Raw genomic sequence first — 13,682 nt, 5'->3', positions numbered from 1 at the left:
GCAGGCCTTCCGGCGCATAGCGCACGCCCGCCATTGCTGGATGTTGTCAACTGCCGAGATGTTAGTTGAGTCTCGCCGCAGTAGACGGCTGCGCTGCACGGGTCTAATCCAGTTCTGTTCATATCGTTATGAATGAATGGGGCGGGTGAATGCGTCGTACTTCGCTGAGAACCGATCGCCTGCTTGTCATCGGTGCAGGCCCGGTAGGTCTGGCGATGGCGGATGCGCTGAAGCAGCGCGGCGTTGCCTTTGACCTGATTGACGCCAGCGACGGAGTGGGTGGCCTATGGCGCCACGGCGTCTATCAGGGCGTACACATCGTTTCATCGAAGAAGTCGACGGCGTACACGCACTATCCGATGCCGGCGCATTATCCTGACTTTCCCAGCAGTACGCAGATCCTGCGCTACCTGGAAAACTTCACGCACGATCGCGATCTCGGCCCGCACATAGAATTGCAGCGCAAGGTGGTGCGCGCGCAGCCTCTTGCCGACGAAAGCTGGCAGGTGCGATTTGATGACGGCGAGAAACGAACCTATCGCGGCATCGTCGTATGCAATGGCCACCACTGGGATCGGCGCATGCCGCGCTATCCTGGCCGCTTCACCGGTGGGTTCATCCATTCCGCTGATTACCGCGAACCCAAACAGCTCCAGGGCCAACGCGTACTGGTTATCGGCGGCGGCAACTCCGGCTGCGATATTGCGTGCGAAGCCGCCCGCGTCGGAGTTTCATGCGACTGGAGCCTGCGCTCGGGCTATTGGTTCCTGCCCAAAACCGCATTCGGACGCCCGCTGACCGATCTGCCGATCTGGAACCTGCCGGTCTTCATGCAGCGCATCATCCTGCGCGCGCTCATCTCAGTCTTCATCGGCGACTATCGTCGTTATGGGCTGCAGAAGCCGGATCACAAGCTGTTCGAACGCCACCCTGCTTTCGGCACCGATGTGCTGAACTATCTGCGCCAGGGCCGCATTCGTCCGCGCGCGGATATTGCGCGCTTCTCAGGCACGCGCGTGCATTTCACTGATGGCAGCGTGGGGGAATATGATCTCGTCGTCGCCGCCACCGGCTTCAACAATTCCATCCCGTTCCTGCCGAAGGGGCTGGTATCCATCGAAAACAATGTCCCGCAGCTTTACGGCGGTGCCTTCTCCCACGCGGTCAAAAACCTCTACGTCATCGGCGCGGCCCAGCCGCGTAACGGCTTCGGTAGCCTTGTCGCGCCCGCCGCGAAGCTGTTCGCTGAACTGATCGAGATGCAGGACGAAATGGAACTGCCGATCGGCTATGTCCTGAAAGAGCAGGGCATGCGCCTGCCAACCACGCCGCTGATCGATCCGGGCGCCGCGCGCCGCGAAATCCATCTAGCCAACTGGACGCTCTGGATGTTCAAGAAGCAGGCACAAAAAATCGCCGAGACAAAGCCCCGGCCGCCGTTCGATCCGTCGCTGTATGAGTTTGTGGGGGACGAAGACGGCCCCGTCGCCGTGAACCAATAAGCCTTGCCGGCCACTTACAGAACGAATGGGTGCGGGCGCCGCGCGATGAGCGGCCGTCGCGCAACGCCCACTGACAACAGCAAGAGCCGGCCCGTGCGAAACGGACCGGCCTCGATAATTCTATTCAGCTAAGGCGTAGCGCAGCCTACTGGCGGCGGACGCGCTCACGATAGGGCGCATCCGAGGGACGCACCTCACCGGTACGCTCGCGGTAGGCGAGGCCCGGATAGTACGGATAAGCATAGCCCTTGTAATAGAAGAAATAGGGGCCCTGGTAATCCTGGGGTAGGCGGCGCCATTTCACCTCACCGGACGGGGTCCGGTAGAACTCGGCGCGAGCATCCGACTGGGGGACCGTGAATACGGCCAAAGCGGCGAAGGCCGCCAGAGCGAGAGCGAACGTGATCCGCATGGTCATCCTCGTATCAGCAATAGAGGACTACGGAACACAACCTCCCCCCGCGCCTCATTTTGGGAAAGTAACAACCCTTGCTTAACTAAGGGTGACTGCAATGCCACGCCAGCCGACCAATGCGAATCGGATCGGCCGTCGCATTTGGCTTGGCGGCTTTCCGGACCGAGCCCACTCCGGCCACCTCGGAGCCTACCAAAGCAGCCCAAGGGCTCACAAACTCCGGAACATCACCAGCGCATCTACATACCCCTGGACCGGATGGTGGAACGCCTCCGGCAGCCGGCCAACCTCCTGGAAGCCCAGCGACCGCCAGAGATGGACGGCCGGCGCATTGGCCTCAACGACGAAATTGAACTGGACCGCCCTGAACCCCTCGGCGCGGGCGGCATCCAGAGAATGCTCGGCCATTTTTCGCGCAAACCCCTGGCCGCGATGCGCCCCTGAGGTTGCATAGCCGCAATTAGCCACATGCGCGCCACCGCCCAGCTGGTTGGCGCGCAGATAATAGGTGCCCACGACCCCGCCGTCCTTCTCGGCCACGAACGTCTGCCGATCAGCGCCGGTCCAATAGGACAGAGCCTCCTGCTCCTGCATGTCGCGAGGCAGCGCATAGGTCTCGCCCGCGCGGATGATGGGCTCCAGAACACGCCATACCCCCAGCGCATCGCCATCGACATACGGGCGGATCAACAGATCTGGGCGCTGCATGGCATCCATTGGCGACGGAACCTTTTTCTCATCATTGACGTCATAAGGTGGAGGCCACCACCTTGAGTTTGCGGAGTAGACGATGGCCGCGCGTGCATATTGGAAGGGCTTCCTGCGGCTATCGCTGGTTTCGATAGCCGTTGAAATTTACAACGCCGTCGAGAGCAAGTCTGAGATCTCGTTCCGGCAGATCCACAAGCCCTCCGGCAAGCGCGTCAACTACACCAAAACGGTCCAGGGCGTTGGCGAAATCCAGAACTCCGACATCGTGAAAGGCTATGAGGTCGACGCCGATACTTACGTCGTGCTCGACCCGGACGAAATCGACGCCGTAAAACTTGAAAGCAAAAAGACGATAGACCTCGTCAAATTCGTCGACAGTTCGGAAATCGACCCGCGCTTTTTTGAACGGCCGTATTACATCGCCCCTGCGGATCAGCATGCCGCCGAAGGCTATGTCGTCATTCGCGATGCGCTGCGGAAGACCGAAAAGACTGGCCTGGCCCAGCTCACCATCGGCGGGCGCGAATGGCTTGTGGCTATCTCGGCGCTGGAAGACGGGCTGCTGATGGAAATGCTGCGCTATGCAGATGAGTTAAAAGAGGCGCCCCAGTTTTTCGCCGAAGTGCCCGACATCAAGCCCGACAAGGAAATGATCGATCTGGCGATTGAACTCATCGGCCGTAAATCCGGCACGTTCAAACCCAAGGAATTTGAAAACCATTACGCTGCGGCCCTGCGTGAATTGATCAACCAAAAGCTCAAAGGCCAGAAGATTGTCGCCCCGCATGAGGAGCCGCCGCCTGGCAGCGCTAAGGTCATCGATCTGATGTCGGCGCTGCGCAAATCAATCGGCGAGGGTGGCGCAGCCAAAGGCCGAAGCGGTGGCGGCGAAAGCCCGCCGAAAGCCAAGACATCGGCCAGATCGACGCCCGCACGGCGTAGCGCATCAGCTGCCCCCAAACGCACCACCAAGAAGCGGGCCTGAGCCCTAACACAGTTCGGGTTGCATTCAATCGTACGGCTGAAGCGCGCGTTCGACCCGGCGAAGCGCAGCTCAAACGCCGCCTGAAACAGTGTTCAAATCGAGCTCAAACCGACAATTGATCAGCGAAGAGAGTTAATGCGTCGCGACAAAACGCATCCTTCGATCACCGCATAAAATTGAAAGCTTACATATAATACGGGCAACCAGACGTTTAATGAAAAGTATATTGCAGCAAGTTGCATTTCTTTGAATAGCGCAACCATTCCCCTGCCCAGTTGTTCATGCAAAAGAGCCTCCCGTCGAAAGTAACCCCGGGAGGTCCCATGCAAGCTCTATTTTCTGGATTGATTGCAATTGCTACAGCCGTCGCCCTGCTGCCCGCCTCGAACGCTAACGCGCAGACCGGCATCGCATCCCACTATTCAAACCTGAAAGTGACCGCGAGCGGTCGCTCCTACAGCGCCGGTGACATGGTCGCCGCACACCGCAGCCTGCCGTTCGGCACCAAGCTGCGTGTGAAGAATGTCCGCAACGGCCGTTCAGTGGTCGTGACCATCGTGGACCGTGGCCCGTTCATCAAGGGTCGCATCATCGATCTTTCCAAGGGCGCTGCCAGCGCGCTTGGCTTCTCGGGCCTGCAGAAGGTCCACCTCTCGGTTATCAAGAAGGGCAACGGTCGCCGCGGCGTTCGCCACTAAGCTTCCGTCCCGGCGCGCGCAATGCGTGCCCTTTTGCAAATGCCGCGGGCCATGATCGCGATCATCAGTCCGAAGACAGCGTATTTGCTGAAGTCGACGCCCCGTACACCGAGCAACGCCCTTCGGCTTTCCCGCCGGAGGGCGTTTTCATTTTGAAGCATCTTTTAGCGGTCAGACGACGAAGAAACGGATTACCGGCGCAACCGGCGAAATAGTTTTGACAGCCATACATTATATTCACAGTTTATCAGGCACTATGACGGCTCAACCCGCTGCGCTGCAACAAACAAAAACAAGCCGCCATGTCTGCGATCGCACGCGCCCTCGTTTCTGGGCACCATCAACGACTGCTCCGCTTTCTACTGTGGTGTGGCCTCTTTGGCGCCATGCTGCTGGTTGGCTATGGATTCATCCTGTGGCAGGTGTCGAGCCTGATGCACCAGCGGCAGCAGGAGGAATTGCAGCGCACTTCGGCAGTGCACCAGAACGCGATACGCACATTACGATTGCTGAACGACAATGTGACCGGCATTCCGTGCTCGCAGCAATTCCGGATGCAAATGCTGCGCGTCGCATTCCTGCCGGACGGTCTGAATGAATTTCTGTACGCCCCCGATGGGCGTGTTCTGTGCTCAACCAGCCAGATTTCTTTCAATCCGCCGATCTCTCTGGGGCAGCCCGATGTCGTTACTCCGGGGCCCAACAATATAAGCTGGCGCATTCATCGAAATCTGGAGCCCATAGGTCTCTCGGGCGCGATCGGAAGCATCGCCCAACTCGGCAATTACGCCGTAGCCATCCCGCCCTATGCAAAAAAAGCGCAAGATCTCTCCTGGCTAAAATCGGAGCTTGTTGCTGTCTCCCCGGATAGAAGCTGGCATCTCAACGGCCAACGGGGCCTCTACGCCGGCTTCAAAGACTTTCAGCCACAGACATGGAACGCTCGCTTAAGCACGCTGTCGTCTGAATCCTGCGACGAATACAAGTTGCATTGCGTGGCCTCCAGGGCAGACTTGTTCGGCTGGGCCAACAGTGCCATCACCATTCTCGCGTCCACCGTTGTCCTGACAGCACTGTTTGCCTGGATTCTGGCGAACAACGTGCTTTCCTGGCTGCGCAACTACTGGTCGTTCGAAGCGCGCTTTCTGCGTTGCCTCAATGCCGATACGATCGCCGCGCTGTACCAGCCGATCATCGATCTGAAGTCTGACAAGATCACCGCAATCGAAGTACTGGCTCGCTGGAAAGACGTCGACGACACTCTTGTCAGCCCGGCTAAATTCATCGACATCGTTGCCAAATCGGGCCGCACCGCAGAATTCACGCAACTGATCGCAGATCGCGCCTTCGACGAACTCACGCGCGAGCCATTGAGCGACGATGTGCTGGAGATCAACTTCAACGTTTTCGCCTGCGACTTCGACTGCCAACGCATTTTGAAGATCTTCAGCAGGTTCCTTGAACATCCCGACCGCTTCTGCCTCGCCATCGAACTGATCGAGTTCCACGAGATCGATTTCGACAAGGCTCAGGCCACCATCGAAGCGCTTTCTGCCCACGGCGTCAGAACCTACATAGATGACTTCGGCACCGGCTATTCCAGCATTGAGCGGGTGGCGCGCCTGGCGGTTGACGGCGTGAAGCTTGACCGCTCGTTCGCGATGTCTCCGCCTGACAGCATCATGGGACGCATGCTGGTGCAGGTTATCGAGATGGTGAAACTCTCCGGCCGCTCGATCATCGTTGAGGGCGTCGAAACCCAGGCGCGACTGGAACTGCTGCGCTCGACCGGAATGGTTGAATTCGTCCAGGGTTATGGCATCTCGCCACCGATAAACATCGCCGCAATGCGTAAGCTGCTGGCCGACACCAACCCAATCTGGAAACAGAAGGCCAAGGCCGCCTGACAGCTCCGCTCCGGCGGTCAGCTAACCGTAAAACGCGCGGGCGCCTATTAGCTGTTTCAGGGACGAGGCACCGCACCGAAGCTTGATTAAAGCGGATAACCCGCCTGCTGCGCTCCTCAGTTTAAGGCTGCGCCTTTATTTCAGCCAAACTTTCGCCACTATGGCCGATGGGCAGCCATCGGAAGATTGCGGGGGGAGGCTGAAATGGCTTTCATGTTTCAGGCTTGGTATCAGTTTCAGGCTTTGCGCCAACTCAGGGTTTGGTGCCAACAGCCGCGCACCCGCTACCGTGTGCCCTCTGCGATCAAGACCGGAGCAATCGCGGCATTGTCCACCGCGGCCGCTGCTCTGATAGCAACGGCCCCAGCGACGGCAGAAACTGCGAATGGCCATTGCGAAGATGTAGGCGTCGCCGTGCTGGCGTCACCGCACGCGCCATGGAAAGGCGCTCCGCTCCGCGTCCTGTTCTCAACCGAAGCGCCGCTGCAGGGCGAGCTGTCGCTCATTGCACCCAATGGCAAGGTGGCAGCGAAGTCCGACGCGCGCCTCGGTGGTCCGCCCTATGTGTGGTTTGCGGAAGTTCCTGCGCCAGCGCCCGGCGAGTGGAAAGCAAAGCTGCTGCGCACCAACGTCGAGGGCGACTGTTCAACCATCATTCACCCGATCACGGTGCGGGCCAAGGCCAGCGCGTCGCCGCGCCAGACACAGGACAGCGTCTGGCCGATCCGCGCGGCATGGGATCGCCCGACGGAAAATCTCTATTCAGCCTGGATCGAAAAACTGTTCGACGCGCCGCTTGATGAGCAGCCGTCGTGGAAGGCGCTGCACGACGTGCTGCGTGACCGCCAGCGCAACGTGCTGTTCGACCATCTCGGCCTGCGCGAAGACCAGCAGAAGCTTTTCATCCGCCCCGATTGCGCTGACCTGCCCTACTTCCTGCGCGCCTACTTTGCTTTCAAGCTTGGCCTGCCGTTCGGCTATGCAAAATGCAATCGCGGTGGTGGCGGCAAGGCACCGCAATGCCACGCGTGGTGGAACATCAATAATGAAGAACCGCCGCCGGAGCCGCCTGCGCCGAAAACACCGCCGCCTGCAGCCGACTTCTTCTCGCTGTTCACCGGATCGACGCCGAAAAAGCCTGAGCAAGTGAAGCAATCACTGCGTCCGCCGGGGCTTGTCCCGTCGTTCGGCTACTATCTGCGCACAACCATCGCTAACGGCGTCCATTCCGGCTCCGGCCGCACAGCGAACACCGACGACCGCACCGACTACTATCCCGTGCCGCTGAAGGAAGACACGCTGCGCCCCGGCACGGTTTACGCCGACCCATACGGACATCTGCTCGTCATCACCAAGCGCGTGCCGCAAACGGAAGACGGCGCGGGTGTGTTCCTGGCGGTGGATGGTCAGCCAGACGGCACCATTGCGCGCAAGCGCTTCTGGCGTGGCAACTTCCTGTTCGCGCAGGACCCCGCCCTCGGCAGCCCCGGCTTCAAGCGTTTCCGTCCGGTCGTCATGTCGCGCGACGGCTCCCTGCGCCGACTGACCAACAAGGAAATTGCGGCGCACGCCGACTATGGCGATTTCTCGCTTGAACAATCCGATCTGGATCTCGAAGCCTTTTACGACCGCATGGACGAGTTGATGTCGCCGCGGCCGCTCGATCCACTGCGCGCCATGCAGGAAGCGATCACCGCCCTGGACGAGCAGGTCAACGCGCGCGTTACGTCGGTTGAGAACGGACGCAAATATCAGGTGGGCGGCGGCCGCGAAGTTGCGATGCCGGATGGCGCTTCCATCTTCGAGACCACCGGTCCGTGGGAAGATTTCGCTACACCGTCGCGTGATCTGCGGCTGCTGATCGCGATCGATGTCGTGCGCAAGTTCCCCGAGCGCGTGGCCCGGCGTCCGGAGCGTTACGCCATGCCGGCCGGCAAAACCGCGGCCGATGTGAAAGCTGAGCTTGAAAACGTGCTGGCGACCGAGCTGAAGGCGCGCAGCTTCACCTATACGCGCACCGATGGCTCGCCGTGGAAGCTGACGCTGCAGGATGTGGTGGAGCGCACGCCGGATCTGGAGATGGCTTATAACATCAACGACTGCGTGGAACTGCGTTGGGGCGCATCGGCGGACAGCGACGAAGCCGCCACCTGCAAGCGCCGCGCACCCGGAACGCAGCGCCAGAAGATGACCGAATACCGCGAGTGGTTCTCCGAGCGCCGCCGCCCACCAAGAGGCTAATATACATTAACAAAGTAGTTGCGCCGAGCACAACTGCGCGGCATCCTCGGCCTCATATTACGCGTAAGAGTAATGGGGTGGCGTTGTGCTGGGGGATTTAGCCTCGCTCGTCAGCGGTGGAGTGCCCACTGCTTTTCAGTCTGTGCTTGCAGCTATGGCCGCAGCAGTGACTATCTTCGGCGGCGGCCTAACGCTTGGCAAACTTCTGGGCGGCAGCTCCCTGAAGGCCCGCGCCCGCGAGGCTGAGGAAAAGCTCGACGCGGAAAATGAGCGCGCCACGGCGCTTGAAGATCGTTTTGCAGAAATTCAGGACGTTCTCGATGGGGCCGTCAACATCTGGCTGCGCCCGACAAAGCATGACGTCGGCCAATATATAAAGCGGCTCAACAACAGCATCCCAATTCTAACCGTTGCCAACTTCAAAGGTGGCGTTGGGAAAACTACAGTCTCCGCCAACCTCGCCGCGTACTTCGAGCTTCATCTCAACAAGCGGGTTCTGCTGATCGATTTCGACTATCAGGGATCGCTGACAGAAATTCTGCTGGCCGCCTCGAAGCTCGATAACGTAGAGGCTTCGGCCAAGCGTCTCATTCAGGGTGAAGACACGCCGGAAATGGCTTTTGCAAAGGCATACAGCCTGCGTCCGGAGCTACCGAAGAGCCAGTTTTTCCCATGCTTCTACGGGTTCAATAAAGTTGAAAATCAAGTGCTATTGCGCTGGCTCACCCAGCCAAACGCTCCGGAAATACGATTCAACACGCACAAATATCTGTCTGATCCGATTGTTCAGAAGAACTTCGACGTAGTGATTATCGACGCCGCCCCGCGATTGATGACAGCTACCATCAATGCTGCTTGCGCCAGTACCCACGTTCTAATTCCAACGATGTTGGACGGCCTGTGCACCAACGCTACCATCAATACCTTGGGCGTGTTCCATGAGTTGAAGACCGAGCTTAATCCGGCGCTCGATATCGTCGGCGTACTTCCCACATTCGTGGCGCAATCCAAGAATTTGACGTCGAATGAAACTGCCGCTTTGAACCAGCTACGCCAACTCATACCATCGTACTGGAAAAAGGCACCCTTCCCCGAAATCATCTCGGATGCCTGGATTTGCAGGAAGGCTGCAATCTCGAGAGTTGCGGGCAATGGCCTCGCATTCAGTACTGATAATGACGTGCGCGATATGTTCATCGCGCTCGGCGACAAGATAAGCGCAAGGATCTTCCCCAATGAAGATAGGCCAACTCCGGATGCTGGTATTGGATACGCTGCAAGCGTCACGCCGATCGCTTCCGCGCGCCGAAGAGGATGATCTCAGGGCGTTTTTAGATGCCCTTGCCGAGTTTGACGACATCGATCTGACAGCAGTTCTTGATGGACTAAAAAAAACAAAGCCGAAAACCAAGGCAAAGAATGGAGCACCGAAAGCGGCAAAAAATCCGACAGCCTTGAACGAAGCAACTGTCACCAAATACGTACAGGAACTGCGCAGCGCTCAGACGCCCGAAGCTGTCGCGGCCATTTTGCAAAGCATGAAATCGATAAAGCTGCCTGAGACCAAAGCTATCGCCAACAGGTTCCGCGGCTTCGAGGCAAAGTTTAAAAGCAAGACTGAAGCGGTAGCGGAGATCGAAACCTGGGCCCTCTCCACCATGCGGGCGCAGAACCGCAAGGGAAAAATCAGCGAAATATTCTGATCAAACCCGTGCGCATAGCCAGGCCGGCAACCACCGCGAAGTTAGTTCTCGCTTAGGGCGTGGGCGATGATCTTGCGCATCACGCTGGGCAGGGCGGCGGCGTGCAGATCGCGGCGCGCGACCCACTGGCAGCGGTCCGGCTCGGCCCAGAACGTCAGCGATGCATCGGCCGGAACAAGCGCGCGGAAAACGATCACTTCCAGCCGGAAGTGCGTGAACACGTGCACCACTGTGCCCGGCACCTCCCACCAGTCGCCGCGCACCGGCGCTGAACGCAGCGCATCCTTGCGCGGCGGCAGCTCATCGCCCCACGTCGGCCCCGGCACCTCCAGCATGCCGCCCAGCAATCCAGCTTCTGGGCGACGGCGCAGCAACACGCGGCCATCCTCGCTCAGCGCCACGAAGGCGAAGCCGACGCGATTGGGGCGCTCGGCCTTGCCCAGCTTCATAGGCAGAGTTTCTGCCATGCCGTGCGCGGCAGCGGCGCAATCGCTCTGCACGGGGCAAACGAGACACGACGGCCGGCGCGGCGTGCAGATGCCCGCCCCCAGATCCATCATCGCCTGCGCGAAATCGCCCGCGCGCCGATCCGGCGTCAGCGTTGCGGCGAGGCGCTTCAGCTCTGTCTTGGCGGTGGGCAGCGGCTGACGCACCGAGAACAGTCGCGCCACGACGCGCTCCACGTTACCGTCGACCGGCGTAGCGGCTTCGCCGAAGGCAATCGCGGCGATGGCGTTAGCGGTATAAGGGCCGATGCCCGGCAGCTTCTGAAGTTCGGCCACCGTTGAAGGGAACTTGCCGCCAAACTGCTCGACTACCGCGATGGCGCACTTATGCAGGTTGCGCGCGCGGCTGTAGTAGCCAAGGCCGGCCCACGCCGCGAGCACGTCGTCAAGCGGTGCGGCGGCCAGAGCCTTCACCGTCGGCCAACGGTGGAGAAACCGCTGATAGTAGGGGATGACCGCCTTCACGGTGGTCTGCTGCAGCATGATTTCGCTTAGCCATACCCGATAGGGATTGGCACGCTTTCCCGGCGCCACGCGCCAGGGCAGCTCACGCCGCTCCTCATCGTACCAGGCAAGCAACGCGTCCACCGTGTCCGGCCCAGCGGGCCTAAGCGGAAGTTGCTTTCGCGCAACAGCAGTCAAGGGGATGTTCTCCCGGCGCCGGCGAATCGATGACCTTGATGGTAAGCATCGCATAGCGGGCTGCAAACGTTCTAAGGTGACAATCCCCATGGCTAGCAACGCCACGTTGCCACGCTCCCGGCCGATGATGCGCTCGACTACCCAGCGCAATCCGGCAGCGCCCACCGGCTCATATCAGCCGATGCGCTCGTCGCGCGACTACATCTCGGCCCGCGCAGTTGGCGCCTTCGTGCCCAAGCTGACCCACAAAGCCTTTGAAAAATATGGCTTTGCCGCCGCCACCCTCATTCTGGAATGGGCTACCATCGTCGGTCGAGACGTTGCTGCCTATACCGCCCCGGAGCGGCTGAAGTGGCCGCGTGGCGTTGACTATTCAGATCCCGATGAAACCGCTTCCAGCCGCCCCGGCGGCACGCTGATCCTGCGGGTGGACCCGGCCCGGGCGCTCGACATTCAGTACAAGGGCCAACAGCTTATCGAGCGCATCAACGCCCACTTCGGCTATCGCGCCGTGGCTGAGCTGCGCATCCTACAGGCGCCGCTGCCCGAGCGCGAGGACGCAACCTCCATGCTGCCACCGCCGCAGCCGGTACCCGCCCCGGAGCTGGCCGATATCGCCGATGAACGCCTACGGCAGGCTCTTTCAAAGCTCAAAACCGGCCTGATGAGCCGCCCCCAAAGCCGCTGAGCATCGCTTTGCTTAAGCACAGTTTAAGCTTGACCGGCTTGGAGCTAAGGGCGTTTTGCCTTATTCCATCGCCCCATAGCGTGCTAACCCGTCCCTATCGAAATGATTGAAGGCATGGGCGGTGCGCCAACAAACAACGCCCAATAATTCCTACTCCCAAGGAGCATGCACGTGTCCGCATCCAAGATCTCATCCGGCCGCTATATGATTGCTCGGCGTGCCGTGCTCACCGTCGCCTGTGCCGCTGCACTTGGCGCCGCCGTTTCGCTGCCGCTCGCCGCCCAGTCGCGCGGCCCGAGCGAAGTGCCGGTCGCAGAACTCATGAAGCCGGTTGGCCTGCCGGATCTGGCCATCGGCCCGGATGACGCCAAGGTGACGGTTGTCGAATACGCGTCCATGACCTGCGGTCACTGCGCCACCTTCACCAACAACGTCTGGCCGGACTTCAAGAAGAAGTACATCGACAGCGGCAAGGTGCGTTACGTGTTCCGCGAATTCCCGCTCGACAATCTGGCTGCTGCAGCATCGATGCTGGCCCGATGCGCTGGCAATGACAAGGCGCTGCCGATGATCGAAGTGCTGTTCGAGAAGCAGAACGAGTGGGCGTTCGGCGAAGGCAATCCCGTGCCGCGCCTGTTCGAGATCGCCAAGCAGGCCGGTTTCACGCAGGAATCGTTCGACAAGTGCCTGACCGATCAGAAGCTGCTGGACGACATCACCGCCGGCCGCACGCGCGCTTCGGAAGTGTTCGGAGTTTCGGCCACGCCGACGTTCTACGTCAACGGCAAGAAGCTTGAGGGCGGCAACACGATGGACAAGTTCGACGCCGCCATCGAACCGCTGCTCGAAAAGAACTGAGCATCGCACCCGTGATGAAATCAGCCGCACTCGCCGCCGCATTGCTGTTGTCCGCCTTGGTTGCGGGATGCGGCGGTAGCGCGCTGACCAGCACAGCATCGTTGTCGCCGGAACAGACCACAGCCGACGACAACAGCCCCTTCCCGACCGCTGAGGACGTTGCCTCCAGCGGACCGGAGCGGTTCCATCCGTTCGCTGATCCGACCGCCAAGCCGGTCGGTGGCCGCGAGGTCATCAACGACCCGACGATCGAAGATGTGATGCTGACCGGCTCGCTGCCGGAGATGTCAATCGGTCGTGCCGATGCGCCGGTGACGATTGTCGAATACGCCTCGCTCACCTGCCAGCACTGCCGCAACTTCCACCTGAATACGTTTCCGCAGCTGAAGCGCGAATATATCGACACCGGCAAAGTGCGCCTGATCCTGCGCGAGTTCCCGATCGGCAAGACCTCGGGCAACGCCACCATCGCGCTGCGCTGCGCCCCGCCGGATAAATATCTGGCGCTGCATGGAAAATTTCTTGAACAACAATCCAGTTGGGTCTCGCAGGAAGTGCGCCTCGACCCCATATTCAAGGTTGCAGCTCAGGTGGGGATGACGCGCGACCAATTTGATGCGTGCCTCAAGAATCAAGCCATGATTAACGGGCTCAAGTGGGTGAAGGACCGCGGGCGCAAGCTTGGCGTTATCGGCACCCCCAACTTCTTCGTCGGCAACCGGCTCGTAAAGAAAGAGCTGACGATGGAGGACATCCGGGCGATGGTCGACCCGCAGCTTGCAGGCCAGACCGCGTCGGCGGCCACCGTCCCGAACTGAGCAACGGC

The 13,682-nt window shown here is 60.1% G+C and carries 13 protein-coding genes; 10 read left to right on the top strand and 3 right to left on the bottom strand.

The features are described 5' to 3' along the window. The first annotated feature begins 149 nt into the window (after positions 1-149). Entirely contained in the window at positions 150-1,502 is a 1,353-nt protein-coding gene (locus tag QEZ49_RS16145; protein WP_280388380.1) for an NAD(P)-binding domain-containing protein, read from the top strand. A 145-nt stretch (positions 1,503-1,647) separates the two neighbouring features. Here QEZ49_RS16145 and QEZ49_RS16140 read toward each other — a convergent pair whose 3' ends face one another. After that, positions 1,648-1,920 (bottom strand): hypothetical protein, encoded by a 273-nt coding sequence (locus QEZ49_RS16140; protein WP_068460868.1) that lies wholly within the window; start codon positions 1,918-1,920, stop codon positions 1,648-1,650. Between the two features lie 207 nt (positions 1,921-2,127). Further along, the gene (locus QEZ49_RS16135; RefSeq protein WP_280388577.1) at positions 2,128-2,625 is read right to left on the bottom strand and encodes an N-acetyltransferase; all 498 of its coding nucleotides are present in this window, start codon (positions 2,623-2,625) and stop codon (positions 2,128-2,130) included. A gap of 82 nt (positions 2,626-2,707) precedes the next feature. Between QEZ49_RS16135 and QEZ49_RS16130 the strand changes: the two genes are divergently transcribed. From QEZ49_RS16130 to QEZ49_RS16105, 6 genes are all read left to right on the top strand, one after another. Next, positions 2,708-3,613 (top strand): Ku protein, encoded by a 906-nt coding sequence (locus QEZ49_RS16130; protein ID WP_280388379.1) that lies wholly within the window; start codon positions 2,708-2,710, stop codon positions 3,611-3,613. A 323-nt stretch (positions 3,614-3,936) separates the two neighbouring features. Then, positions 3,937-4,311: a septal ring lytic transglycosylase RlpA family protein gene (locus QEZ49_RS16125; RefSeq protein ID WP_280388378.1), complete on the top strand. Its 375-nt coding sequence runs from the start codon at positions 3,937-3,939 to the stop codon at positions 4,309-4,311. A gap of 302 nt (positions 4,312-4,613) precedes the next feature. After that, complete coding sequence (locus QEZ49_RS16120; RefSeq protein ID WP_280388377.1) at positions 4,614-6,218, top strand: EAL domain-containing protein; 1,605 nt, start codon at positions 4,614-4,616, stop codon at positions 6,216-6,218. A gap of 204 nt (positions 6,219-6,422) precedes the next feature. After that, positions 6,423-8,459: a hypothetical protein gene (locus QEZ49_RS16115; protein WP_280388376.1), complete on the top strand. Its 2,037-nt coding sequence runs from the start codon at positions 6,423-6,425 to the stop codon at positions 8,457-8,459. A gap of 85 nt (positions 8,460-8,544) precedes the next feature. Next, positions 8,545-9,777: a ParA family protein gene (locus QEZ49_RS16110; protein ID WP_280388375.1), complete on the top strand. Its 1,233-nt coding sequence runs from the start codon at positions 8,545-8,547 to the stop codon at positions 9,775-9,777. Then, positions 9,725-10,162: a hypothetical protein gene (locus QEZ49_RS16105; protein WP_280388374.1), complete on the top strand. Its 438-nt coding sequence runs from the start codon at positions 9,725-9,727 to the stop codon at positions 10,160-10,162. The genes QEZ49_RS16110 and QEZ49_RS16105 overlap by 53 nt, the downstream gene beginning before the upstream one ends. Before the next feature lie 41 nt (positions 10,163-10,203). Here the strand turns inward: QEZ49_RS16105 and mutY are convergent, their stop codons facing one another. Continuing rightward, positions 10,204-11,247 carry an A/G-specific adenine glycosylase gene (mutY, locus tag QEZ49_RS16100; protein ID WP_280388576.1) on the bottom strand — a complete coding sequence of 348 codons (1,044 nt, stop codon included), beginning with the start codon at positions 11,245-11,247 and terminating at the stop codon, positions 10,204-10,206. Positions 11,248-11,398: 151 nt separating this feature from the next. On the opposite strand from mutY, the gene QEZ49_RS16095 reads away from it, so the two are divergent. The 3 genes from QEZ49_RS16095 to QEZ49_RS16085 all read left to right on the top strand — a co-directional run bounded on the left by QEZ49_RS16095 (position 11,399) and on the right by QEZ49_RS16085 (position 13,674). Then, on the top strand, positions 11,399-11,998 hold the full coding sequence (locus tag QEZ49_RS16095) for a DciA family protein (RefSeq protein WP_280388373.1): 600 nt from the start codon (positions 11,399-11,401) through the stop codon (positions 11,996-11,998). Between the two features lie 204 nt (positions 11,999-12,202). Next, the gene (locus QEZ49_RS16090) at positions 12,203-12,856 is read left to right on the top strand and encodes a DsbA family protein (protein ID WP_280388575.1); all 654 of its coding nucleotides are present in this window, start codon (positions 12,203-12,205) and stop codon (positions 12,854-12,856) included. A 14-nt stretch (positions 12,857-12,870) separates the two neighbouring features. Continuing rightward, on the top strand, positions 12,871-13,674 hold the full coding sequence (locus tag QEZ49_RS16085; protein ID WP_280388372.1) for a DsbA family protein: 804 nt from the start codon (positions 12,871-12,873) through the stop codon (positions 13,672-13,674). Positions 13,675-13,682: the final 8 nt, after the last annotated feature.

The organism is Hyphomicrobium sp. D-2 (assembly GCF_029872155.1).
Lineage (GTDB): Bacteria > Pseudomonadota > Alphaproteobacteria > Rhizobiales > Hyphomicrobiaceae > Hyphomicrobium_A.
This window is presented reverse-complemented; position numbering and strand designations above follow the sequence as displayed.

Bases quoted from the DNA above. Each gene is read 5' to 3' on its own strand.
- QEZ49_RS16145 (WP_280388380.1), top strand. From the start codon at position 150: ATGCGTCGTACTTCGCTGAGAACCGATCGCCTGCTTGTCATCGGTGCA.
- QEZ49_RS16140 (WP_068460868.1), bottom strand. From the start codon at position 1,920: ATGACCATGCGGATCACGTTCGCTCTCGCTCTGGCGGCCTTCGCCGCT.
- QEZ49_RS16135 (WP_280388577.1), bottom strand. From the start codon at position 2,625: ATGCAGCGCCCAGATCTGTTGATCCGCCCGTATGTCGATGGCGATGCG.
- QEZ49_RS16130 (WP_280388379.1), top strand. From the start codon at position 2,708: ATGGCCGCGCGTGCATATTGGAAGGGCTTCCTGCGGCTATCGCTGGTT.
- QEZ49_RS16125 (WP_280388378.1), top strand. From the start codon at position 3,937: ATGCAAGCTCTATTTTCTGGATTGATTGCAATTGCTACAGCCGTCGCC.
- QEZ49_RS16120 (WP_280388377.1), top strand. From the start codon at position 4,614: ATGTCTGCGATCGCACGCGCCCTCGTTTCTGGGCACCATCAACGACTG.
- QEZ49_RS16115 (WP_280388376.1), top strand. From the start codon at position 6,423: ATGGCTTTCATGTTTCAGGCTTGGTATCAGTTTCAGGCTTTGCGCCAA.
- QEZ49_RS16095 (WP_280388373.1), top strand. From the start codon at position 11,399: ATGGCTAGCAACGCCACGTTGCCACGCTCCCGGCCGATGATGCGCTCG.
- QEZ49_RS16090 (WP_280388575.1), top strand. From the start codon at position 12,203: ATGATTGCTCGGCGTGCCGTGCTCACCGTCGCCTGTGCCGCTGCACTT.
- QEZ49_RS16085 (WP_280388372.1), top strand. From the start codon at position 12,871: ATGAAATCAGCCGCACTCGCCGCCGCATTGCTGTTGTCCGCCTTGGTT.